Origin of the sequence: Streptomyces vastus (assembly GCF_039532825.1) — a bacterium.
In the GTDB taxonomy this organism is placed as follows: domain Bacteria; phylum Actinomycetota; class Actinomycetes; order Streptomycetales; family Streptomycetaceae; genus Streptomyces; species Streptomyces vastus.
Genome location: NZ_BAAASJ010000043.1, coordinates 60725 through 83386 on the forward strand (window position 1 = coordinate 60725; position 22662 = coordinate 83386).

The following is a 22662-nucleotide window of genomic DNA, read 5'->3' on the forward strand; positions in this document are numbered from 1 at the left end:
CGGAGTCTCGAAGGACATGCCCCCACCCGCACGAGTTCTTCGTGCTGCCTGGGAGCATCCGTTGTTGTTCCGCGACTCCGCCGCCGTGGTCGCCGCCGAGTGCCTTTCCGGCTCTCTCTACCTCCGACTCACCGAGCAGTTCGTCCACATGCACGGCTACCGACCCACTGCCTCCGAGGCCCTGTCCTGGGAACGCAGCATCCCGGCACTCGCGAGCGTGCTGAACGATGCCGGCCTCGGCCGGGTGGAGGTGCTGCTGGAATACGGTCTGCCGCTGAACAGCAAGCGGGCGGACGCGGTACTCGCAGGAGTGCACCCGGAGACAGGACAACCGTCATACGTCGTCGTCGAGCTCAAACAGTGGAGCAGTGCCGAGCCGGACGACGACGATCCGTCGCTGTGCCGCCTCGACGCCTACACCCGGCCGGTCCTCAACCCGGTCGACCAAGTCCGCGGATACTGCCAGTACCTCGTCTCCTTCAACGGATCTCTGGCCCAGCATCCGGATCGGATCTCGGGTGTCGCCTATCTGCACAACGCCACGGAGTTCGGGGTCAGCGGACTGTTCGAGGCCGAACAGGACGCGCACGGGCAGCTGTTCACCGGTGCGAAGCGCGGAGAGTTCATTGACTTCCTGCGTACAAGGCTGGGGACGGACTCCGGCGCGGCGGCGGCCGACGAGCTTCTGGCCGGAAAGGTGGAACCCTCCAAGCAGTTGATGGCGGTCGCCGCTGAAGAGGTTCGTGAACGCGAGCAGTTCATCCTGCTGGATGAGCAGCGCATCGCGTACCGCATGGTGCTGAACGCGGTGCGGCGGGCCACGCAGTCCGACCACAAGGAGATCGTGGTCGTCACCGGCGGACCCGGCACCGGCAAGAGCGTCATCGCGCTCTCGCTGCTCGGAGAGCTGTACCGGCAGGGATCCACCGCACTGCACGCGACTGGCTCCAATTCGTTCACGACGACGATGCGCAAAGTGGCTGGGGCCCGGAAGCGTGAAGTGCGGGATCTCTTCAAGTACTTCAACAGCTTCATGACCGCCGAGCGCAACGGCCTCGACGTACTGATCTGTGACGAGGCACATCGCATGCGCGAGACCTCGGCGAACCGATACACCCCAGCCGCCAATCGCACGGGCAAGGCACAGATCGAAGAGCTCATCGACGCGGCACGGGTGCCGGTGTTCCTCCTCGACGAGCATCAGGTCGTACGTCCCGGCGAAATGGGGACCGTCGCGGAGATTAAGGCGGCGGCAGCCGACAAAGGGCTTCAGTGTCGGGTGGTGCCGTTGGATGCCCAGTTCCGGTGCGGCGGCAGTGACGCGTATCTGCGCTGGACCGTAAGGCTGTTGGGCCTTGAGCCGGGCGGGCCTGAGAAGTGGGACCCAGACGACAAGATGCAGCTCATGGTCGCGGAAAGCCCCGAGGCGATGGAGAGGTTCCTTGACGGCCGCCGAAGCCAGGGCTACAGCGCTCGCATGTCTGCGGGTTATTGCTGGAAGTGGACCAAGAAAGTACCGCCAGGACAGGGCCTGCCTGCCGATGTCGTCATCGGTGGGTGGGCACGACCGTGGAATGTCTTTGGAGACCGAGCGGTCGGCGGCGCACCCCCGGCCGCTCTGTGGGCCACAGATCCAGCGGGGTTTGGGCAGGTGGGCTGCGTCTACACCGCCCAGGGCTTCGAGTACGACTGGAGCGGCGTAATCCTCGGTCCCGACCTGGTGTGGCGCGGGGATCGCTGGGTCACCGACCGTACGAAATCCAAGGACCCCGTCTTCAAGAAGTCGACATCGGACGCGGATGTGGATCGTCTGATCCGCAACACATACAAGGTGTTGCTGACGCGGGGCATGGTCGGCACGGTGATCTATTCGACGGACCCGGAGACGCGGGCGAAGCTGCGGGAACTCGTGGAGACGAACGCCACCACCCCGGTCCCGGCGTAGGGGACTTCACCCGTCGGATGAACTGGACCGGCAACAACTGAGGTGCAGAAACAAGGTCACGCTTCCACGCCGGGTGTGCCCAAGTGTCTTTTCAAGCGAGGCGTGAGGGTCTGGCTGCGTGGAAGATGTCGTCGCGGAGCATGGCGAACAGGACGCTGATGCCGTGGCGGGCGCGATGAAGGAGGGCTTTTGTGTGGATCTTTCCGCGGGCCCGGCACCTACTCCGCACGCTGCTCGACAGAAACCGTCACAGAATCGGCCGCCCTCTCGACGAGCCCCTCGGCTCCCGCGACGACATGTACGAGGGAATCGGCTCCTGGACCCAAATTCCCCACGATTTCGTCGGCGGAAGTAGGAGCAGGTCTCGGGGACCAGGCGGGTGTTCTCGGGTTCGAGGAGGTCGACGGTGTCGATTCCGGTGAAGAAGACGGCTTCCTCGTCCCGCACGAACTCCGACACACCGATGGCTTCGATACGGTCGCCGTCGTGGACGCCGACCCGCTTGGCGTTCTTGACGAGCCACTCCTCGTCGCGGACGAGGATCTGGGCGCCGGGGGGATACCTGGTCTCTTCCTGGGGCTCGGTTCCGGGCTCGGGGTGGGTCTCGGTTCCAGCCTCGGAGTGGGTGTCGGTGTGGGCGGCCCCCTGGTCTGCCACGCCTTTTTCCTCCGTGAAGTGCGCGTTGCGGTGCATGCTGCGGTGAGTCTTTCACGGGGGCGGGCGGGGGGTGGAGGGGTCGTTTGGCCCTCGTTCGGATGCGGTGCGGGGGCGGACCGGGATCAGGCCGGGCCGTATCTCAGGCGGGGCCGTTATCTCGGTGATCGGTTCGCTGCTGATGGTTATTTCTCACTGGGCGCATGATGTCCTGCGCCCAATGAAAGTCTCGCCGGGCCTGCTCCCCATCCTCCGGTCCCGTATGCAAGACGAGCTTCTCGCGCTCGTGCTCCTGCATCCGGAACGCGAATACGGCCTCACCGAGCCGGCCGCGCTCATCGAGAAGGCGATCCCGAACATGCCGCGCTATTGAGCGTTGCCCTGATTGGCCACAGATCCGTTGACGGAAGCTCCGGGAGCGGTCAGAGACGGGCGTCGCGTGCGTAGGCGGCCCGCATGCGCTCGGCGATCTGGAGGGGTGCGGAGAGGCGGGACATGGGGTCAGCTGAGCGGGAGGAGGGCCGCGGTCCGGGCTGGGCGACGAGCACGGGCTCGGGCTGGTGCTCGGCCTCGGGCTTGGCTCCCGGCTCCTGGTCGTACGGCTCGTCGGACTCCCACTCTCCGGGCTCCGGCTGCCGCTGGTCCGAGGGCTGCTCGGCGTCCTCCTCGTGTGCGGCCGGGTCGACGAGCGTCGGGGTGTAGCCCGCGCCGGGGGACGGCGGGGCATCCTGCGGCTCCCGCCGCGCCGGCTGCGGCGTGGCGGGCGTCCGGTCCGTGAGCCTGCGCTTGGCCTGGGCCGCCGTCATCCCGCAGCCGTGGATGACGGCCACGAGCCGCCGGGTGACCTCGTCCAGCTCAGGCCGCTCGGCGGAGTCGTACGCGAGCATGTCCTCGACCACCGGCAGCAGTTCGGGCGGCAGGCCGGACAGGTCGGGCGCGGTGTTCTGGTCCTCGATCCGGAGCGCGACCGCCTGCCAGGTGGGGCCGGTGTACGGGTAGTGGCCGGTGGCGGCGTACAACAGGACGGCCCCGAGGGCGTAGACGTCGGCGGCCCCCTTGAGGTCGTGTTCACCGCGGGCCTGCTCGGGAGGCATGCACAGCACGGAGCCGACCACGAACCCGGTGGCCGTCAGCATGGAGCGGCGCTCCGCGAGGACCGCGAGACCGAAGTCGATCAGCTTGGGCCCGTATTCGGCGAGGAGGATGTTCTGCGGTTTCAGGTCGCGGTGCAGCAACCCGGCGTCGTGCACGGTACGCAGGCCCTCAGCGAGCAGCGCGCCCAGGCTGGCGGTCTCGGCGAGGGGCAACGGCCCCTGCTCGGTGATGAAGGTCCGCAGATCGGGACCGGCGACGTACTCGACCGCGAGCCATGGCTGGCCGGCGTGCGCGTCCGCAGCGACGAAGGCGGCGACGAACGGCCCGTAGACCGTCTTGAGACTGTCCACCTCCAGCACGAACCGCGCCCGGGTGTCCTCGTCGAGCACGGAAGACTTGATCACCTTCACGGCGACCTGAGACCCGGCGGCCGACTCCCCGAGATATACCTGCCCCATCCCGCCGGCCCCGATCCGGCCCCGCAGCGTGTACCCGCCGATCTCCACCGGGTCGTCATCCTGCAGTGCTTCCACGGGCCGTCGGCCTCCCCCTTGGTCAAGTGCGCCATGCTCGTCGTGCCTCGTCAGGCAGTCTGTCGTGCCTCGTCAGGCAGTCTAATGAGCGTTGTCCTCTCCCATCCGTCCCGACCAGATACCGCTCATGAGCGCCCGCCGCTCCTCCGGCGCGGGCAACCGCCGGAAACCGCCAGGGCTCTGCCGGTATATGCAGTCGATGCCGTAGCGGTGAAGCAGGTCTATGTCCTCGAGCTCGGGCGCTTCCGGGAACAGCCCTGCGAGGTGCCGGGCCGGGGAGGGACTGTAGGGCGCGTAATCGAGGAGCTGTGCCAGAGCCTGCCTCACGTGCGCGTGCCTCGGAGTGCTCTTGGCTTCGATCACCTCCGCCCCACCGGCGGCTTCCACGTATATGTCGCTGACACCGGCAGGACAGAAGAACCGTTCGGCCGTCTGACCGCGATCAGCGAGGTACTGCCTGTACGTGCGGACGAGTTCGGCCTCGTAACGGTCGACGACGATGAGTCGCCGAGTGCGCTGATATCCCGTCCGGCGCGTGCGCAGTTCCTCCGCGGCCGCAACCCGAATCGCGTCCCGTTCCCGGGCATCGAGGCGTTGCCGGACCAACGGCTGGGAAACCGTGTCCCATTCCGTCCCCGGCGTGATCATGAAGTCCTCCAGCACCGCTCGCGCCTTGTCACCTCGCAGCACCATCTGGCCAGGGAATTTGTGGGTCGGCTTGTATCCGATGCTGGCGTTCAGCTCCGTGTAGGGGATGTCCGCCGAAACCAGGTCCAAGAGGCTGTACACGGTGTGCCAGCTCTGCCCACCGGGCACCGGAGGCCACAGACGATCGGCGAACGCGCGATTGCGGAAGATCGCCCCCACCTCTCCTATGGCCCGCACGCGGTTCTGACCCGTGAACAGGACCACATCGCCCGTGGTCACATCGGCGAACTTGCTGTCATGAGCGGGAGTCGCACCCCAGAACCGGGCGCGGGCCTCCGGGTGGAGCGTCAGGAGACTCGCACGCTCCTCGGAGGCCAGGAGCCCGCCGTAGCGGCGTGCCGTGAAGTCCACCGGCTCTTCGACGGTATCTGTCCAGTGACGCCGTGTCTCCGCGCTCCCGTAGGACGGGGAGATGAGAACCAGCACTCCGAAAGCCTCCATATGGTCAATTGCCTCTTGCTGCATTGGGAGGTTCACGCCGCAGCTGCCTCCGTCCGGCCCCGAGGGCGCATGGTCGACCTTCGCGGGGCGGCTACTGAGAGACTGCCTGGCTGAAGAGCGTCTCGGCCTCCGTGACCGCTCGGGCCAGAGCGTCCGGATCCGGGGTCAAGTTCCCCAGGACCGCGTCGACTTCACGCAACCCCGCCCGCTCCAGCAACCCTTCTCATTGGTGACCCACTCCCCCCCCGCGTCGCCAGCACCGCATGCGCCGTCTGCGTTGCCGCGACGGCGATCGCGCCCGCCACCTGGGTCAGGGCGCCCTTCGGGGCGTGACCTGCCTTCGCGTAGGTGAGGGTGGCGGTGGCCAGGCCGTGCCAGCGCTCGGGGGCGGTCTTGCGCAGGGCCTGCGGGTAGGCGGAAGGGCGGCGCAGCTCGCCCCGTAGCACCTGGTTGATCGCGAGTTCGGCGACGAGCAGGTACGTGGGGATTCCCGCGAGGTGGAACATCAGGGGCTCGACGTGGAAGCGGCCCTCCTCAGCCTCCGCGTACACGTGGTCGACGACGTCCAGGTCCCGATAGTGAACGTCCACGCGTCGGCCGTCGATCGTCAGCCACGCACCACCGTTGAATACGCCGCCGCCCCACCCGCCGATCTCCGAGACCTCGCCCTCCCAGCCGACGGCCCGCAGGTCCTCGGGGTTGAAGGCGCCGCGGTAGTACACCGCCACATCCCAGTCGCTGTCCGGGCGGTGGGTTCCCTGGGCCCGGGAGCCGCCGAGGGTCACCGCCTGGACGGCGGGGAGGGCTGCCAGGCGGTCGGCGACGTGGTCGAGGAAGGCGGAGTCGTTCACTGGGATCACTCCTCGGAGGTCACGAGGGGTACTGCGGGTACTGCGCGTACTACGGGCGGCGGTGCGGGTGTTCGCCGATCGTGTGCGCCTGGATCACCATGCCGTGGTGTACGCCGCCGTTGATGGTGTTGTGCGTGTTGTGGACAGTGGTGCTGTGCTGCGGTGCGGCCGGCTGAGGGGCCAACTCGTCGAGCAGTGCGCGGAGTTCGGCAGCCGCTGCCGGGTCCTCCCGCAACGTACGCCTCAGTCGGCTGCGCCACGAGGCCTGTACGTCGGCCGCGGCGTCCTCGTCCTCGGTGTCCCGCGCGGCTACCAGCTCCGCTCGCGACTCCTCCAACTCCCCCTCGACGACCTCCTCGTCCCTCCCTCGGGAGAAGAAGGCGACGACGCGGTCCCGGACGTTCCCCCAGCCGTCGGTCACCATCTGCTGGACGAGCGCCGTCGCTCCGGCCGCCGCCAGTGCCGTCAACTCCGCGTCCATGGGGCCCCCTTCATCGCCGTACGCAATGCGCGTGATGCGGAGCCTCCACCGTAATCCCTCCGACTGACAGCCTCGCGGACTGACAGCCTCGCGGACTGGCAGCTCTCCGTCAGCCGCCAGGGGATGCCCGGCTCGTTCGGCCGGGCATCCCCTGAACGTGCTGGACGTGCTGGACGTGCTGGACGTGCTGGACGTGCTGGACGTGCTGGTCGGGCTGGGCTTCAGGCCCCCGTCCCCCCGGGAGTCCCCGGAGGGGTCAGCGACCGGCGGCTACCGCGTCGCGCAGGGCGGCCAGTTCGTCGTACATCACCTGGCCGGGGCACTCGGTCTCCATCCAGTCGCGGTGACCGCTGATTTCCGGTACGTCCCTGGTGGTGCCGTTGATCGGGTTGGTGTACGTGACCTGGGCCTTGGGGTCGACTCCGTGGAAGCGGACGAGGACACGGGTCAGGCGGGTGAGCGCCTCGCGGGCGGCTTCGGTCGGGCCCTGGGTGGTCAGGGTGCCGAGGAGGGCGATGCCGAGGTTGCCGGAGTTGAAGCCGGCGGCGTGGAAGGCGGTGACGAGGTTGCCGTCGCCGTCGTGGGCCGGGATGCCGTCGTCGCCTGAGAAACGGCCCTCGTAGATGGTGCCCTCCTCGTCGATGAGGAAGTGGTAGCCGATGTCGCCCCAGTCGTTGGTGACGGCGTGGAGCTCGTAGATCGCTCGCACCGTGGCGGCCGGGTCAGGGTCGGCGTTGACGGTGGCGGTGTGGTGGACCGTGAGGGTCTGGAACGGGTAGTACGCGGTCGGCGTGTTCTCCGTGCCGTCCGGCTTGAAGCGCAGCGATTCGTCCGCGCCCCAGGCCGCGCGCGTCAGGTAGGCGATGCCGCGCACCCGGGTCGTGTCCTGCGGAACGGCCACCTTGCGCGCCGGGCCCTGCTTGGTGTCGATGGCAAGGGACCGCAGGTCGGTTGCGCCGTCCGGGGCCTTCAGCTCGTAACCGGAGGCCTGCCCTGCGGAGACGAGCAGGACACCGCCGTTGCTGTCCGAACAGCCGTTCGCGCTCAGGTCTTTCCAGGCACCCTGGCTGCCGTCGGCGTCGGTCAGCCGGATGCCACCACCGGCGGCTTCGCGCGTGCCTGCCCAGGTCAGGCCCACGTAGGCGATGGGAAAGGCGGCCTCGACGTGGGCTTCGCCGGTGGCCGCCTTGGTGCGGGTCTTGGGGAAGTTCTGCGATGTCGTACCGGGTTCGACGGCGGTGGTGTCGGCGTTGGTCGTGGCGTCCGCGTCGGTGGACTCGGAGTTGGTGGTCGCCATCACGGCGGGGGTGATCGCCGCGCCTGCCGCGACCGCACCGGCGGCACCGATGAGGCCACGCCTGGTGACGCGGGATTTGGGGCGATGAGAAGTGGGGGGAACAGTCATCGGGGGGATCCTTACAGGGTTCCGTGGTCGTTCCTGACGGCTACAGGGGCAGACGGGCCCCGCGCGCCAGCCGTGCTTGAAGACGCAAGGGATCATACGGTTCCCGGATAGCGTTTCGGCCGCCACCCCCCGGAAAATTGGCCGGAGTTGACCTACTCCGCGGTAGGTCCGGCTCGTCTCGCGAGACGGGGCGAGGCAGGACGGGACGGGGCCGCTGTCCGCCCCGTCCTGCCCCGTCTCCCGTCCGAATACTCGGATGCGCGACCGGCACCGCCACCCGCACGATCGGCAGGCCATCTCTCGTCAAGTCGCCGGAAGCCAAGCCAAGCCAAGCCAAGCCAAGCCACCGGAAGTCACCGCTTGACGAGACCCCGCCGAACCCGGGAGACCCCATGCTCAAGCGTGTCACCGTCCCCACCCTCTTCCCGCCCCCGGCCTACTCCCACGCCTCCGTGGTCGAAGCGGGCACGCGCCTCGCGTTCCTCGCCGGGGCCGTCCCCCTCGACGCCGGCGGAAAGCTCGTCGGCGAGGGGGACCCCGTACGGCAGACCGAGCAGGTCATCGCCAATCTGGGCGAGCAACTGCACGCTGTCGGCAGCGACTTGGCGCATGTCGCGTACACCGACGTGTACGTCGTGACGAGCGACCCCGCCGTGCTCTCGGAGGTCTGGGACGTCGTCGAGGCCTCCGGGCTCAGCGCCGGCCCACACGCGTCGACCCTCCTCGGGGTCGCCTGCCTCGGCTACCCGGGGCAGCTCGTGGAGATCACGGCGACGGCCGTCGTACCCGAGCCAGAGCCCGGCGCCACCCCTTAGGGAACGTCTGTCGGCCCCCAACTCCGCCTCTTCGGCAACGGCTTCGCGTAACTCCCGGCGCGGCTCGTCGTCAGACCCAGGCTCACCAGCGACTCGGCGAGCTTCACGGCAGCGGCCACTCCGTCGACGACCGGCAGCCCCAGCTTGTCGCCGACCACCCGCTGGAGTCCCGTCATCCCGGCGCAGCCGAGCACCAGTACCTCCGCGCCGGCGTCGCGGGCCCGTTCGGCGGCGGTCACGAAGGCCTCCTGTGTGCGGAGGGAGTCGCCGAGGTCGAGGACGCCGAGGCCCGTACCCACGACGGCGGCGCAGTTCTGGGCGACCCCGGCCGCGTGCAGGCTGTCCTCGATCTGTCCGCGCGAGCGCTCCAGCGTGGTGACGACGCCGTACCGTCGGCCGAGCAGGCAGGCGAGATGGGCCGCGGCCTCGGTGATGTCGACGACGGGCACGTCCACGAGTTCCCGTACGCCCTCACGCCCGTGCTCCCCGAACCCCGCCATGACGACGGCGTCGTACGGCTCGCCGTACGTCCGCAGGGTGTCGAGGACGGCAGCCGCCGAGAGGTAGCTGTCGAGCCAGCCCTCCACGGACTGGGGCCCCCACGCGGGGGTCAGACCGGTCACGGTGGTGCCCGGGCCTGCGGCGGCCCGGGCACCTCGTACGATCTCCGCGGTCATCTCCTGCGTCGTATTGCAGTTGGTGACGACGATCCGCACGTTCAGCCCTCCACAGTGGCGGGCTCGGAGGCAGCGGCTTCGCCGGCCGCACGCTCGGGGCGGCAGAGCAGGGCGTACAGCCCGGCGGCCATCGCCGTCCCGATGAACCACGAGTACGGAGCAACCGCGCCGAAGTCCTTCACCAGCGCGAGCACGGCCGACACCGCCGCCGCGGGCAGGAACGCCCACAAAGCCTTGGGGTTGACGCCCTTGCGGTAGTAGTAGCGGGACCCGGGTGTGGCGTTGAAGAGCGCGTCGACGTCGATACGGCCGCGCTTGACCCAGAAGTAGTCGAGCATGATCACACCGAACAGCGGGCCCAGGAAGGCGCCGAGGCCGCCGAGGAAGTACTGGACGACCGTGGGGTTGGAGAAGAGGTTCCACGGGGTCACGACCAGCGCGGCCACCGTGCTGATCATGCCGCCGACCTTGAAGGTGATCTTCTGCGGCCAGACGTTCGCCAGGTCGTACGCCGGTGAGACGAAGTTGGCGACGATGTTGACGCCCATGGTGGCGATGGCGAAGGTGAGCGCGGCCAGTACCAGTACCCAGGTGTTGCCGACCTTGGCGACGAGTTCCGCCGGGTCGGTGATGGCCTCGCCGAACACCTCGAGCGATCCGGCCGTGACGATGACCGACACGACGACGAAGGCCGTCGAGTTGATGGGCAGGCCCCAGAAATTGCCGCGCTTGACGGTCTTGTAGCTGGGCGCGAAGCGTGAGAAGTCGCAGAAGTTGAGCATCAGCGTGCCGTACGTGGCGAGGATGAGCCCGATCGCGCCGAACCACTGCCGCCACTGCTCACCCGTGGAGACCGGGTGCGGGGTGTCGGTGAGCGAGATGGTCCAGCCGGCCTTGGCGAGGATCCACACGGCGAGCGCGATCATCACGACCCAGATCGCCGGACCGCAGAAGTCCTGGAACTTGCGCACGGACTCCATGCCCTGACTGATGATCAGCGCCTGGAGGATCCAGAGGGCGAGGAAGGAGATCCAGCCGAGCGCGTGCAGGCCCAGGAAGTCGCTGTGCGTCCAGGACTCCAGTCCGGGCCAGGCCGCGAGCAGCATGACGTTGACGGCGACGGAGGCCAGGTAGGTCTGGATTCCGTACCACATGATCGCGATGACGGCCCTGATCAGGGCAGGGATGTTGGCGCCCCAGACGCCGAAGCTGATGCGGCTGACGACCGGGAAGGGCACGCCGTGGCGCTGCCCGATCTTCCCCATCCAGTTCATGCCGATGTAGATGATCACGAAGCCGACGAGCAGGGACGTGAAGACCTGCCACACGTTCATACCGAGGACCAGCAGGCCCGCCGCGAATGTGTAGTTGCCGAGGTTGTGGACGTCGGACATCCACATGGCGAAGAGGTCGAAGACCTTCCAGTTGCGCTTCTTCGCGGGCGCGAGGTCTTCGTTGGTGAGCCTGGGATCGGGGACGAACTCGGTGGCGCTCTGGGCTGCGGCCGGATCGGCGAGGGACACGGGGCCTCCAGGGGGAGGGACGGAGGGCGGGGAGCGGGGGATTGGGGAGCGGGATGGGAATGGGGATGGGGACGGGGACGAGCGTGAGCGGAGGGGTGGTCGCTCGCGTTCGTGAGCGGAGGGTGATCGCTCGTGTTTTGGTATACCAAACTTGCGTTATGGTCCCGCCGTCAATGGCACTCGGCAATGTCCGTACGGTTACAGCTCGGTAAAACAGCCCCCGGTTCGGCGAAGATGGATCCATGACAACGGTGGAACCGCTGGGGGCGGTGCGTGAGCGAGTCCTCGCCACGCTGCGGCAGGAGATCATCACTGGGCGCCTGCGGCCCCGCGACCGGCTGGTCGAGCGCGAGCTGGCCGACCGCTTCGGGGTCTCCCGCGTCCCGGTCCGCGAGGCGATCCGCGCCCTGGTCACCGAGGGTTTCGTCCACTTCGAGACCCCGCGCCGCACCGTCGTACGCCCGCTGACCCCGACGGACGTCAAGGAACTCTTCGAGCTCCGCGAGGCCCTGGAGGTGTACGCCACCGGGCTCGCGGCCCAGCGCGCGACCCGGGCCGACCTCGCCGAGCTGGAGGAACTCCTCGACCGCGCGGCCACCGCGACCCGGGCCGAGGACGCGGAGGCGATCCCCGAGATCAACACCCGCTTCCACGACCGCATCCTGTCGATGGCCGACAACGGCCTGCTCATCTCGGTCATGGAACCGGTCGCCGGCCGCGTACGCTGGCTCACCCACCAGAACGAGGAATGGCCCCAACTCCTCGTGGAACACCGCGAGTTGTACGCCGCCATCGCCTCCGGCGACCCGGAACGCGCCCGCGCCCACGCCCTCGCACACGTCCAGGCCAACTACCGGTCGACGGTGCGGCAGCTCTTCGGCGACGCCGAGGCCGGCTCCGGAGGCCATGTAGAGGGACATGCGGGAGGACATGGGTGAACGGGGCGGTGCGCGGTGGCCTCAGCGGGCTGCCGCGTACCGGTCCGTCGCCGCGACCAGCACGTCTACGACGTCCGCCGCTCCCGCGTTGTGGCCGACGTCGTCGATCAGGATCAGTTCGCTTCCGGGCCAGGCGTGGTGGAGGCGCCAGACCGTGCCGAGGAGGTTGCCGGGGTCGAGGCTCCCCTGGACGAGGGTGCCGGGGATGTCCTTGAGGAGAGGGGCGTCGCGGAGGACCACTCCCTCCTCGTTGCCCTCGCCTAGGAAGCAGTCGTTGCCCCAGTAGTGCGTGACCGTGCGGGCGAAGCCCATGCGGAACACCGGATTCTCGTACCGGGGGATCGAACGAGGCGGGGCGGTCGCCATGGCCGTCTCCCAGTCGGTCCAGGCCCGTGCCGCCCGCGCCCGAACCTCGGGGTCGGGCGATTCGATCAACCGGTTGTACGCCGCCGCCAGATTCCCCTCCCGCCCATCCTCGGGCAGCTCGGCGAGGAACCGCTCGAAGGCATCGGGGAAGAACTGCCCGAGCCCCCTGGTCAGCAGGGCCGTTTCACGGTTGGCCCCGGTCGCGACGGCCGTCAGCACCAGCTCGGAGACGGCGCCGGGGTGCGTCTGCGCGTACCGCAACCCGAGCACCGACCCCCACGACACGCCCCAGACCAGCCATCGCTCGATCCCCAGGTGCCGCCGCAGCAGCTCAAGGTCGGCGATGAGGTGCGCCGTCGTGTTGACGCTCATGTCCGTGTCGTACGCGCTCGCGTGCGGCGTCGAGCGTCCGCAGCCGCGCTGGTCGAGGAGGACGAGGCGGTAGGCGGCCGGGTCGAAGTACTGCCGGAAGAAGGGACCGCTCCCGGAACCGGGCCCGCCGTGCAGCACCACCGCGGGCTTCCCGCGCGGATTGCCGCACACCTCCCAGTAGACGTGGTTGCCGTCGCCGACGTCGAGCATGCCGTGGTCGTACGGATCGATCTCCGGATAAAGGGGCATCGAGCGACCCTAGCCCGCATACGGCCTGGTCGGAAGCCCTGCCGCCTCCGCCGCGGTGCGCAGCACATCCCGCAGCATTTCGGGGGTGAGGCGCCTGGTGAAGGTGTTGCGCTGGCTGACGTGGAAGCAGCCGAAGAGTTCCAGCGGGTTGTTCGTCGGGCTCTCCAGTGCGATCCGCGCGCCGTGGGAGAAGGCCGGCCGGGGTCGGGGCACCGTCCAGCCCGCCTCGGCGAACGCGGGCAGCGCGGCCTGCCACCCGAAGGCCCCGAGCACGACGACCGCCCGGAGGGTGGGCCTCAGCAGCTTGAGCTCGGTCACCAGCCAGGGGCGGCAGGTGTCGCGCTCCCAGGGCGTCGGCTTGTTGTCGGGCGGCGCGCAGTGCACGGGTGAGGTGACACGCACGCCGAACAGGGTCAGCCCGTCGTCCACGCTCAGGGACGTGGGCTGCGACGCCAGCCCCACCTCGTGCAACGCCGCATACAGCACGTCCCCGGAACGGTCCCCGGTGAACATCCGCCCGGTCCGGTTCCCGCCGTGCGCCGCGGGGGCGAGCCCGATGACGAGGAGCGAGGCGTCCGGTGGTCCGAAGCCCGGCACCGGGCGGCCCCAGTACGTCCAGTCCGCGAAGGCGGCGCGTTTTGTACGGGCCACCTCCTCGCGCCAGTCGACCAGCCGCGGGCAGGCCCGGCAGCCGGAGACTCGTGCGTCCAGCTCGGCCAGGCTGTTGTCCATGCCCACAACGGTATGCCTGGAATGCATGCCCGGGATGCCGGTGTGCGGCGGGGTGGAAAACGGCTCCGACTACCCGCTTCCCGAGGACTAAGGTCGAAGCATGGCTTCAGGGACTCAGAGGAACGGCACGGACGGCGCGGGCGAGCACGCAGCCGGCTCGGCCGAGGCGGTGGCCGCCGCGAAGGCCGCCGCCCCCGCGAACGGTGAGACCGTCCGCGTCGACAGCTGGATCTGGTCCGTACGTCTCGTCAAGACCCGCTCGATGGGCGCCACCGCCTGTCGCGGCGGCCACGTCCGCGTGAACGGCGAACGCGTCAAGCCCGCGCACGCCCTCCGTGTCGGCGACGAGGTCCGTCTGCGCCACGGCGGCCGCGAACGGATCGTCGTCGTAAAGCGCCTGATCCGTAAACGAGTCGGGGCCCCGGTAGCCGCCGAGTGCTACATCGACAACTCCCCGCCACCCCCACCCCGCGAGGCGATCGCTCCCGCAGGCATCCGCGACCGAGGCACCGGCCGCCCCACCAAACGCGACCGCCGCGAACTGGAACGCCTACGCGGGTTGGCGGGGCCTGGCCCCGCCACGGGCCCCGGCCCCGGAGCCGGCGCCGACCCACGTTGATCACCCTGCCCGGCGCAGGCATCCGGATGCCGCTGGCGAGGCGGTCCAGCGCGGCACCGCAGGGTGGGCGCGCTAACCGGACTTGACTTGCCGAAGTCCGGCTAGCGCCCCCCCTTGAGGGGCGCGGGGCTGTGACATATGCGGTTCCGCCGCGATGGGGGTCCCCTGGCTCATGGGGTCCCCCCGCTCGAGCGAAACCTGGAGTGGGGGGAGCGACCAGCCACAACGGAGCCCGCAGCTCCGAACCCCATCCCCAGCGGAGCGCCCCGCGCGGTCCCCTCCTCCTCGCCGGGCGCCGTCCGACTCCGGGGGTCATGACCGCCGTCGTATGAGCTGCAGCAACTCGGCGTTGTGACTCCGGCGGGCGTAGGCGATCAGGGCGAGCGGGACTATCAGGATGAGCGGAGTCGCGGCGTACTGGCCGTCGAAGACGGCGAGTTGCGTGATGAAGGCGCCCACCATCAGCGCGCTCAGCGAAACCGCCGCCACCGACGACAACAGCGGGATCAACAGGGCGATGGCACCGAGCAGTTCGAGCACGCCGATGCTGTACATGCCCGCCCCACCCCAGCCGATCTTGTCGAAGGACTCGACGGCCGACTCATGCCCGATCAGCTTGGGCAGCGCGCTCGCAAAGCCGAACATCAGGGCGAGCGCAACTTGAAGGCCACGCAGGGCGATACGGGCGCGGCGGCCACGAGCGGTCGCGGATTCGGCGACGACAGTGCCGGACGGTACGGAGGCGGCAGAGGCGGCGGTCTCGGACATGAGGCTCTCCTGTGTGAGGCGGTTCGCGTTGCTGTCAGAGAGATAGACCGACACGCCCTGCGAAACTCATCGCTCCGCAACCAGAGTTCTCCGCCGCACCGCGAAACTCACCGCCAGCCACCCCAAGCTCACGCCGTCCACCGGCCGCTGCCTGCCTCCGGTCGACGCAAGCTCGCGCCCCCCGTCGATCCAAGCTCATGCCCCCACCGGAACCGCCCGCACCCATACCCCGTCCTCCGTCAGATACCGGTCGACCTTCAGCCCCGCCTCCGCCAGCGCCTCCTCGAACTGCTCCTTCGTGAGCGGCCGTGCAAGAAACGTCTGGCTCCATATCGCGTCCGGGAAGACATACTCCGCGCGCACCGAGTTCACCCCGTCCCCGACCGGATCCGCGGACAGCATCCGCACCGTGAACCCGCTCGGATCCCTGCGCTCGCGCGGCAGATTCGTGTGGTAGTCCTCCCCCTCGCGCTGGATCAACACACACCCGTCGTCCGCGACATGACTCCGGCACACGTCCAGCATCCCGCGCCGCACCTCTATGTCGCCGGCGTGCACCAGGAACGACGCGAGCATCACCACGTCGAACTTCTCCCCCAGGGAGAGCGTCTCGATGGGACTGCATATCGTGCGCGCCCCATGCACCCGCTCCAGCATCTCCGCCGACTCGTCCACCGCCGTGACCGTGAACCCCCGCTCCTGAAGGGGATGCGTCATCCGCCCCACCCCGCAGCCCAGTTCGAGGATGTGCACCCCCGCGGGCACGGCAGCGCCGATGATGTCCGGCTCGTCCCGGACGGGCAGCCGCGCATACAGCTCCACCGCACAGCCGTCCGGCGTAATCGCTCCGGGCCCTGTCCCCTCGTATCCCGCACGCATCTCGATCGTCATACCCGTCAAACGGCCCGTGCCCGCCGCCCCGTTCCCCCTCCACACTGGTTCACCCGTTCGAGTTACAGCGCGAACCAGCCATGCCCGCCGTACCAGTGACCGCCCGCCCGCAGATGATCCCCGACCGCCCGCTCCACACTCGTACGCCGGGGCAGTCCCTCCACCGGCAGGTCCGGATCACCGAAGACGAAGCCCACCGCGCTCATGTCGTCCGCTTTCGTCTCCTCGTACGCGAGCTGAAACCGCTCCTGGAAGCGGACGATGTTGGAGTCCGCCGGCAGATACCGCTTCAACTGCGGGTCGAGCAGCCAGGAGTGGCAGACCGCCACCCCGTACCGCTCGTCCGGGTAGTGGCGGGCGAAGAACTCCCGTGCCAGGTCGAGTGATTGGTCACATGCGCGCGGTGACAGGGGCCCACGGAAGTCGGCGATGTGCAGGCTCAAGCAGAGGTCGCCGGTGCCGGTGTCGAGGCCCGCGGCGGCAGCCGCCTGCCCCGTACGCCCGCCGAGCCGAGCGCGCTGGAACTGAAGCCGCCCCAGTTGGTACAGCTCCCCGTGAAAGTGCAGAGCGAGCCACCACGGCACCGGGAGACCGCAGGTACCGAGCCGCCGCCGGTGCACGGCCATATGCCGCCCCAGATCGGCGAGGCTGCGCCGGGACACGGCCTCCGGAATGCCCCGTTCCCGGTGGTACGCACGTACGTACGGCAAAGCGGCGACGTACACGAACACGTGGAAGCTGCGGCCGAGCGGCCCCGTGGCAGCCGGGAAGGCCGGCGGTTCCCACCCTTTGCCGATCTCCCCCATGTCACGTACGAACCGGCCGACGCACCGGCGCAGCAGCGTCATCGCCTCCGGATCCGCCGCCAACCGATCCCGCTGCGCGACGAGTTCATTGACGCACTCGTGCGGCACGGACAGATCGAGGAGTACGTCCGGCAGCGCGACCGCGTCCGGAAGCACGGCCTCAACGCGCGGGACGGCCTCGCTCTCGAGATCCCTCAACCATTCCGCGAGCCTCTCGTCGGCCCGCAGCTCCTCCAGCAGCACAGCCGCTCCCCCGTTCGTCCGCCCTTTTGGTGAACGTGCACCACGAAGAGTACGTTTCCGAGTAGGAGCAGTGATCCGGATGCGTACGGGTAGTGAACCGACGACTGCGCGCAGTGCGCTGCGAGCGCGCATGTGGCTCAGCGTGTGGGGTCTGGTCTGGGCGAGCGCGGGAACCGCGGCCTTCGCCCTCGCCGGGCGGCCCGGCTGGGCAATCGCCTGCGGGGTGCTATGGCTGATCATCACCGCCGACCTGGCGATGATCCTCCGCCACATCCGCCAGGGCCCCCACTACCAGCCGGGCCCCGACATCCCGCCCTACCGACCGCCGAACCAGCGACGTTGAGCGACTTGACGAACTCCGGTGCCGTGCCGCGCCCCTCAAGGGCGGGGGCTGTATCAATGTGCGGCTCCGCCGCGTGGCGCGACCAGCCACAACGAACCGCATCTTCGAAACAGCCCTACCCAGCGGAGCGCTCGCTCCGTCAGGAGTCGAACCGGGCCGCCGCCACATACTCCGGCTGTGGATCCAGCGCCGCCGCGAGCCGGAAGTGGCGTATGGCCTGCTCGGGCCGACCCGAGCGCTCGTACGTACGGGCCAGCGCGAAGTGCGCGAACGCGTTGTCCGGCTCGCGCTCCAGCACGACCGTGAACTCCAGCTCGGCGGGCCGCAGTTGAGCTGCCGCGAAGAAAGCACGCGCGCGCAGCAGCCGCGCCGCCGTGTTCTCCGGGTGCGCGGCGATGACGTTGTCGAGCAGCTTCACCGCGCCTCGCGGATCACGCGCGGCCAGCAACTGCTCGGCGGCGCGGAAGTCGATGACATGCGTCTCCGGAGTAGGTCCGGTGGAACCACTGAACTCAGGCACGCCTCACTCCTTCCCTCGCTGCCCCGCGTCAACGCCCCGGACGGGGCCCACTATTCCAAGGTCGTTTTCTGCGGCCGTTTTCTGCTGTGCCCGCCGCACAAGATCCGCCCACACCTCCCGTACGCGCCGCTCCAGCTGCTCCAGCGGTACGTCGTTGTCGATCACGATGTCCGCTGTTTGCAGCCGCTTGTCCCGGGTGGCCTGGGCAGCCATGCGGGCGCGGGCGTCCTCCTCGGTCATGCCGCGCAGCCGTATGAGCCGGTCGAGCTGGGTCTCGGGGGCGGCGTCGACGACCACCACGACGTCGTACAGCGGCGCGAGGCCGTTCTCGGCGAGCAGAGGCACGTCGTGCACGATGACGGCGTCCTGGGCGGCGGCGGACTCGAGCTCGCGGGATCGGGCGCCCACGAGAGGGTGCACGATCGAGTTCAGCAGGGCGAGCTTGTCCGGGTCCGTGAAGACGATCGAGCCCAGCTTGGGCCGGTCGAGGCTGCCGTCCGGGGTGAGTATGTCCTCTCCGAAGGCGTCGACGACCGCTGCGAGACCGGGAGTTCCGCGTTCGACGACCTCCCGCGCGATCTTGTCGGCGTCGATCAGCACGGCGCCGCACTCCACGAGCAGCCGCGACACCTCGCTCTTGCCGGCGCCGATCCCGCCGGTCAGGCCCACTGTCAGCATGCTCGAAAGCTTAGGACCTGCCTCTGACATCGCCATCGACAGGCCTCGTCGGGCCTCCCCGCTGCGCTACGCGTCGCCTTCCCGCTCGGCCAGGAACCGCTCGAACTCGAGCCCGATCTCGTCCGCCGACGGGATGTCCAGGGGCTCGGCGAGCATGTTGCCCCGTGTCTCGGCGCCCGCGGCGGCGTCGTACTGGTGCTCAAGGCCCTGGACGAGGGCGACGAGTTCCTCGTCGCCCTCCTGGATCTGCCGGTCGATCTCGGTCTGGGTGCGGTGCGCGTCGGTGCGCAGGGCGTGTGCGATACCCGGCAGGACCAGGCCGGTCGCGGCGGTGATCGCCTCCAGTACGGTCAGCGAGGCGTCCGGGTACGGGGAACGTGCGATGTAGTGCGGCACGTGCGCGGCGACACCCAGGACGTCGTGTCCGGCCTCCATGAGGCGGTACTCGACAAGCGACTCGGCGCTGCCGGGGACCTGGGCCTCGTCGAAGGGGCTGGTGTGGCCGGGTACCAGTTCGTTGCGGTTGCCGTGCGGGGTGAGGCCCACGGGACGGGTGTGCGGGACACCCATGGGGATGCCGTGGAAGTTCACGGCCAGGCGGACGCCGAGCCGCTCCACGATCTGCTGGACGGCCGCGGCGAAGCGCTCCCACTCGACGTCCGGCTCCGGGCCGGAGAGGAGCAGGAAGGGGGCACCTGTCGCGTCCTGGACGAGCCGGACGTCGAGCGTGGGCTCCTCGAAGTCGGTCCAGCGGTCGCGCTTGAACGTCAGCAACGGCCGACGGGCGCGGTAGTCCACGAGCCGGTCGTGGTCGAAACGGGCGACGACCTGGTGGGGCAGCGAGCCGAGGAGCCGGTCGACGATCTGGTCGCCGGTCTCGCCCGCGTCGATGTATCCGTCGAAGTGGTAGAGCATGACAAGGCCCGCCGACTCCTGGGCGAGTGCCATGTCGACGACGGCCAGGCCCTTCGGCTCCCATGCGTACAAACCCTGCGGATCAAGCACTGTGACCGCTCCTCCTTGTGTTCATACTGCACAACGAGCCCTGGAACGCGGGCATTCCCGAGCACGCCCCCTTCCTGCCCCTCTTACCGGCTTCCTCACGCAAAAGCACTGGGCCCGCACCCCCAACAGGGGTGCGGGCCCAGTTACCTGGTTACCTGCTCAGGCCTGCGCCAGCGATCAGCTCTGGCCGCCGGCCAGCTTCTCGCGGAGAGCGGCCAGGGCCTCGTCCGATGCCAGGGCGCCGGAATTGTCGTCCGACTCCGAGGAGTACGAACCGCCGCCACCACCGGAGGCAGCCGGAGCCGCACCCGGGGTGCCGCCGCCGGCAGCGCCCTCGGCCTCGGCCTGGGCGTCCGCCTCGCGGGACTTGATGACCTGCGCCTGGTGCTGCTCGAAGCGCTGCTGCGCCTCGGCGTACTGGCGCTCCCACTCCTCGCGCTGCTTCTCGTAACCCTCGAGCCAGTCGTTGGTCTCGGGGTCGAAGCCCTCGGGGTAGATGTAGTTGCCCTGGTCGTCGTACGACGCGGCCATGCCGTACAGCGTCGGGTCGAACTCGACCGAGGCCGGGTCGGCACCGAAGGACTCGTTGGCCTGCTTCAGCGAGAGGCTGATGCGACGGCGCTCGAGGTCGATGTCGATGACCTTGACGAAGATCTCGTCGTTGACCTGGACGACCTGCTCCGGGATCTCCACGTGGCGCTCGGCCAGCTCGGAGATGTGGACCAGACCCTCGATGCCCTCGTCCACGCGGACGAACGCACCGAACGGAACCAGCTTCGTGACCTTGCCGGGCACGACCTGGCCGATCTGGTGGGTGCGGGCGAACTGCTGCCACGGGTCTTCCTGGGTCGCCTTCAGCGACAGGGAGACGCGCTCGCGGTCCATGTCGACGTCGAGGACCTCGACCGTGACCTCCTGGCCGACCTCGACGACCTCGGAGGGGTGGTCGATGTGCTTCCAGGACAGCTCGGAGACGTGGACCAGACCGTCGACGCCACCCAGGTCCACGAAGGCACCGAAGTTGACGATCGAGGAGACCACACCGGAACGGACCTGACCCTTCTGGAGGGTCGTGAGGAACGTCTGGCGGACCTCGGACTGGGTCTGCTCCAGCCAGGCACGGCGGGACAGGACCACGTTGTTGCGGTTCTTGTCCAGCTCGATGATCTTCGCCTCGAGCTCCTTGCCCACGTAGGGCTGGAGGTCGCGGACGCGGCGCATCTCGACGAGAGAGGCGGGAAGGAAGCCACGGAGGCCGATGTCGAGGATGAGACCACCCTTGACGACCTCGATGACGGTACCGGTGACGATGCCGTCCTCTTCCTTGATCTTCTCGATGGTGCCCCAGGCGCGCTCGTACTGGGCACGCTTCTTCGAGAGGATCAGGCGGCCTTCTTTGTCCTCCTTCTGGAGGACCAGGGCCTCGATCTCGTCACCGACGGCGACGACCTCATTGGGATCGACGTCGTGCTTGATCGAGAGCTCGCGGCTCGGGATGACACCTTCGGTCTTGTAACCGATGTCGAGCAGGACCTCGTCCCGGTCGACCTTCACGATGACGCCGTCGACGATGTCGCCGTCGTTGAAGTACTTGATCGTCTCGTCGATCGCGGCGAGGAAGGCTTCCTCGTTACCGATGTCGTTGACCGCAACCTGCGGGGTGGTGGCGGTGGTCTCGGTGCTGCTCGTCATGTGGGAAAGGGCTCCGGTACGGACATTGAAGTCGTAGGTACTGCTCACGCCGGGAGCCCGTTTCGCTCTGCAGAAGCCGGACAGCCAAGGAAGCGCCGAAATCCGATGAACGGTGGCGCCTCGACAACCGAGGGGACATACATACAGATGCGAGCGCAGCCTGCTACGTCTGAGGTGCGCAGGCCCGCAGCGCAACTTGTAGCATACGGGGGCAGCCAGGCAGGGTCAATGCGCGAAGGCGCACACCCGGGGCGGATCGCCGCATACCCGGCACAAGACGACTCGCGGCCGAGCCGTATACCAGACGCCGTCTGGAGTCACGCAGGCTCAAGCAGCCCCTTCCGTGACACCACCGGACGGCCTGCCAGGCCGAGGCCGCAGACTAATACGAGGGAGCCGATCATCCAAGAGCCCGAAGAGCGCCGGCCCGTGGAGCCGGAGGCGACGCGACGCCCGGCGGGGGTCGCGGAGAGTTCCCGCGCCAGCCGTGGCTGGTGGGACCGGAACGCGGACGACTATCAGGTCGAGCACGGCACGTTCCTCGGTGACGACCGCTTCGTGTGGGGGCCCGAGGGGCTCGACGAGGTGGAGGCCGAGCTGCTGGGGCCGGCCGAGGAGCTGACGGGCAAGAACGTCCTGGAGATCGGCGCGGGTGCGGCGCAGTGTTCGCGCTGGCTGGCCGCTCAGGGGGCCCGCCCGGTCGCTCTGGACCTCTCGCACCGGCAGCTTCAGCACGCTCTGCGGATCGGCACCAAGGGCGTGGCTCTGGTCGAGGCGGACGCCGGGGCACTGCCCTTCGGTGACGGCACGTTCGACCTGGCGTGCTCCGCGTACGGGGCGCTGCCGTTCGTCGCCGATCCGGTGCGGGTCCTTCGGGAGGTACGCCGCGTGCTGCGGCCCGGCGGCCGGTTCGTCTTCTCCGTCACCCACCCGATCCGCTGGGCCTTCCCCGACGAGCCGGGGCCCGAGGGTCTGAGCGTGTCCGCCTCGTACTTCGACCGCACGCCGTATGTGGAGCAGGACGAAGACGGTCGCGCGGTGTACGTCGAGCACCACAGGACGGTCGGCGACCGAGTCCGGGACGTGGTGGCGGCGGGCTTCCGGCTGGTGGACCTGGTCGAGCCGGAATGGCCCTCCTGGAACAGCCAGGTGTGGGGCGGCTGGTCGCCGCTGCGCGGAAATCTGATCCCGGGATCGGCGATTTTCGTGTGCGAGCGGGACGAGCGGGACGGATAGACGAATATCCGAACGGGCGCGCGCACACGCGCGCGATGCGGGGCATGCGCGCGTGCGGTTGCTGCGGGCACGCGCG

General features: G+C 69.0%; 22 protein-coding genes and 2 pseudogenes. 7 read left to right on the forward strand and 17 right to left on the reverse strand.

Annotated elements, in window-relative coordinates:
• Positions 1 to 61 precede the first annotated feature (61 nt).
• Positions 62 to 1945, forward strand: coding sequence for a DNA/RNA helicase domain-containing protein (locus ABD357_RS21590; RefSeq protein WP_344392138.1), 1884 nt, complete (start codon positions 62 to 64; stop codon positions 1943 to 1945).
• 91 nt (positions 1946 to 2036) lie between these two features.
• On the opposite strand, the pseudogene ABD357_RS21595 reads toward ABD357_RS21590, so the two are convergent.
• A pseudogene (locus ABD357_RS21595) lies at positions 2037 to 2183 on the reverse strand (IS110 family transposase); the annotation flags it as partial.
• A gap of 579 nt (positions 2184 to 2762) precedes the next feature.
• On the opposite strand from ABD357_RS21595, the gene ABD357_RS21600 reads away from it, so the two are divergent.
• Positions 2763 to 2972, forward strand: a complete 210-nt coding sequence (locus ABD357_RS21600; RefSeq protein WP_344392139.1) for a hypothetical protein — start codon at positions 2763 to 2765, stop codon at positions 2970 to 2972.
• A 49-nt stretch (positions 2973 to 3021) separates the two neighbouring features.
• On the opposite strand, the gene ABD357_RS21605 is transcribed toward ABD357_RS21600, so the two are convergent.
• From ABD357_RS21605 to ABD357_RS21625, 5 genes and pseudogenes are all read right to left on the reverse strand, one after another.
• Positions 3022 to 4227: a protein kinase domain-containing protein gene (locus tag ABD357_RS21605; RefSeq protein WP_344392140.1), complete on the reverse strand. Its 1206-nt coding sequence runs from the start codon at positions 4225 to 4227 to the stop codon at positions 3022 to 3024.
• A gap of 81 nt (positions 4228 to 4308) precedes the next feature.
• A complete protein-coding gene (locus ABD357_RS21610) occupies positions 4309 to 5361 on the reverse strand; it encodes a hypothetical protein (protein WP_344392142.1) in 1053 nt (350 codons plus the stop codon).
• A 106-nt stretch (positions 5362 to 5467) separates the two neighbouring features.
• A pseudogene (locus tag ABD357_RS21615) lies at positions 5468 to 6233 on the reverse strand (nucleotidyltransferase domain-containing protein).
• A gap of 43 nt (positions 6234 to 6276) precedes the next feature.
• A complete protein-coding gene (locus ABD357_RS21620; protein ID WP_344392143.1) occupies positions 6277 to 6708 on the reverse strand; it encodes a hypothetical protein in 432 nt (143 codons plus the stop codon).
• A 256-nt stretch (positions 6709 to 6964) separates the two neighbouring features.
• A complete protein-coding gene (locus ABD357_RS21625; RefSeq protein ID WP_344392144.1) occupies positions 6965 to 8113 on the reverse strand; it encodes a peptidoglycan recognition protein family protein in 1149 nt (382 codons plus the stop codon).
• 392 nt (positions 8114 to 8505) lie between these two features.
• On the opposite strand from ABD357_RS21625, the gene ABD357_RS21630 reads away from it, so the two are divergent.
• Positions 8506 to 8928: a RidA family protein gene (locus ABD357_RS21630; protein WP_344392145.1), complete on the forward strand. Its 423-nt coding sequence runs from the start codon at positions 8506 to 8508 to the stop codon at positions 8926 to 8928.
• Here the strand turns inward: ABD357_RS21630 and ABD357_RS21635 are convergent.
• Entirely contained in the window at positions 8925 to 9644 is a 720-nt protein-coding gene (locus tag ABD357_RS21635) for an aspartate/glutamate racemase family protein (protein ID WP_344392146.1), read from the reverse strand. The genes ABD357_RS21630 and ABD357_RS21635 overlap by 4 nt on opposite strands.
• 2 nt (positions 9645 to 9646) lie before the next feature.
• Positions 9647 to 11128, reverse strand: a complete 1482-nt coding sequence (locus ABD357_RS21640; RefSeq protein WP_344392147.1) for an NCS1 family nucleobase:cation symporter-1 — start codon at positions 11126 to 11128, stop codon at positions 9647 to 9649.
• Positions 11129 to 11370: 242 nt separating this feature from the next.
• Between ABD357_RS21640 and ABD357_RS21645 the strand changes: the two genes are divergently transcribed.
• Positions 11371 to 12066 (forward strand): GntR family transcriptional regulator, encoded by a 696-nt coding sequence (locus tag ABD357_RS21645; protein WP_344392148.1) that lies wholly within the window; start codon positions 11371 to 11373, stop codon positions 12064 to 12066.
• Positions 12067 to 12087: 21 nt separating this feature from the next.
• Here the strand turns inward: ABD357_RS21645 and pip are convergent, their stop codons facing one another.
• On the reverse strand, positions 12088 to 13053 hold the full coding sequence (gene pip, locus ABD357_RS21650) for a prolyl aminopeptidase (RefSeq protein ID WP_344392149.1): 966 nt from the start codon (positions 13051 to 13053) through the stop codon (positions 12088 to 12090).
• Positions 13054 to 13062: 9 nt separating this feature from the next.
• Complete coding sequence (locus ABD357_RS21655) at positions 13063 to 13785, reverse strand: uracil-DNA glycosylase (protein ID WP_344392151.1); 723 nt, start codon at positions 13783 to 13785, stop codon at positions 13063 to 13065.
• 100 nt (positions 13786 to 13885) lie between these two features.
• On the opposite strand from ABD357_RS21655, the gene ABD357_RS21660 reads away from it, so the two are divergent.
• On the forward strand, positions 13886 to 14404 hold the full coding sequence (locus ABD357_RS21660) for an RNA-binding S4 domain-containing protein (protein WP_344392153.1): 519 nt from the start codon (positions 13886 to 13888) through the stop codon (positions 14402 to 14404).
• Between the two features lie 312 nt (positions 14405 to 14716).
• Here ABD357_RS21660 and ABD357_RS21665 read toward each other — a convergent pair whose 3' ends face one another.
• The 3 genes from ABD357_RS21665 to ABD357_RS21675 all read right to left on the reverse strand — a co-directional run bounded on the left by ABD357_RS21665 (position 14717) and on the right by ABD357_RS21675 (position 17112).
• On the reverse strand, positions 14717 to 15172 hold the full coding sequence (locus tag ABD357_RS21665; protein WP_344392155.1) for a DoxX family protein: 456 nt from the start codon (positions 15170 to 15172) through the stop codon (positions 14717 to 14719).
• A gap of 195 nt (positions 15173 to 15367) precedes the next feature.
• Positions 15368 to 16051, reverse strand: a complete 684-nt coding sequence (locus tag ABD357_RS21670) for a class I SAM-dependent methyltransferase (RefSeq protein ID WP_425584960.1) — start codon at positions 16049 to 16051, stop codon at positions 15368 to 15370.
• 74 nt (positions 16052 to 16125) lie between these two features.
• Complete coding sequence (locus ABD357_RS21675) at positions 16126 to 17112, reverse strand: acyltransferase domain-containing protein (RefSeq protein WP_344392157.1); 987 nt, start codon at positions 17110 to 17112, stop codon at positions 16126 to 16128.
• Positions 17113 to 17191: 79 nt separating this feature from the next.
• On the opposite strand from ABD357_RS21675, the gene ABD357_RS21680 reads away from it, so the two are divergent.
• On the forward strand, positions 17192 to 17455 hold the full coding sequence (locus ABD357_RS21680) for a DUF6343 family protein (protein WP_344392159.1): 264 nt from the start codon (positions 17192 to 17194) through the stop codon (positions 17453 to 17455).
• A 139-nt stretch (positions 17456 to 17594) separates the two neighbouring features.
• Here the strand turns inward: ABD357_RS21680 and ABD357_RS21685 are convergent, their stop codons facing one another.
• The 4 genes from ABD357_RS21685 to rpsA form a co-directional block, all read right to left on the reverse strand.
• The gene (locus ABD357_RS21685) at positions 17595 to 17975 is read right to left on the reverse strand and encodes a tetratricopeptide repeat protein (RefSeq protein ID WP_344392161.1); all 381 of its coding nucleotides are present in this window, start codon (positions 17973 to 17975) and stop codon (positions 17595 to 17597) included.
• Between the two features lie 3 nt (positions 17976 to 17978).
• Positions 17979 to 18653 carry a dephospho-CoA kinase gene (gene coaE / locus ABD357_RS21690; RefSeq protein WP_344392163.1) on the reverse strand — a complete coding sequence of 225 codons (675 nt, stop codon included), beginning with the start codon at positions 18651 to 18653 and terminating at the stop codon, positions 17979 to 17981.
• Positions 18654 to 18719: 66 nt separating this feature from the next.
• Positions 18720 to 19658 (reverse strand): PAC2 family protein, encoded by a 939-nt coding sequence (locus tag ABD357_RS21695; protein WP_344392164.1) that lies wholly within the window; start codon positions 19656 to 19658, stop codon positions 18720 to 18722.
• A gap of 177 nt (positions 19659 to 19835) precedes the next feature.
• Entirely contained in the window at positions 19836 to 21350 is a 1515-nt protein-coding gene (rpsA, locus tag ABD357_RS21700) for a 30S ribosomal protein S1 (RefSeq protein WP_344392165.1), read from the reverse strand.
• A gap of 228 nt (positions 21351 to 21578) precedes the next feature.
• Between rpsA and ABD357_RS21705 the strand changes: the two genes are divergently transcribed.
• Positions 21579 to 22586: a class I SAM-dependent methyltransferase gene (locus tag ABD357_RS21705; RefSeq protein ID WP_344392166.1), complete on the forward strand. Its 1008-nt coding sequence runs from the start codon at positions 21579 to 21581 to the stop codon at positions 22584 to 22586.
• Positions 22587 to 22662 lie beyond the last annotated feature (76 nt).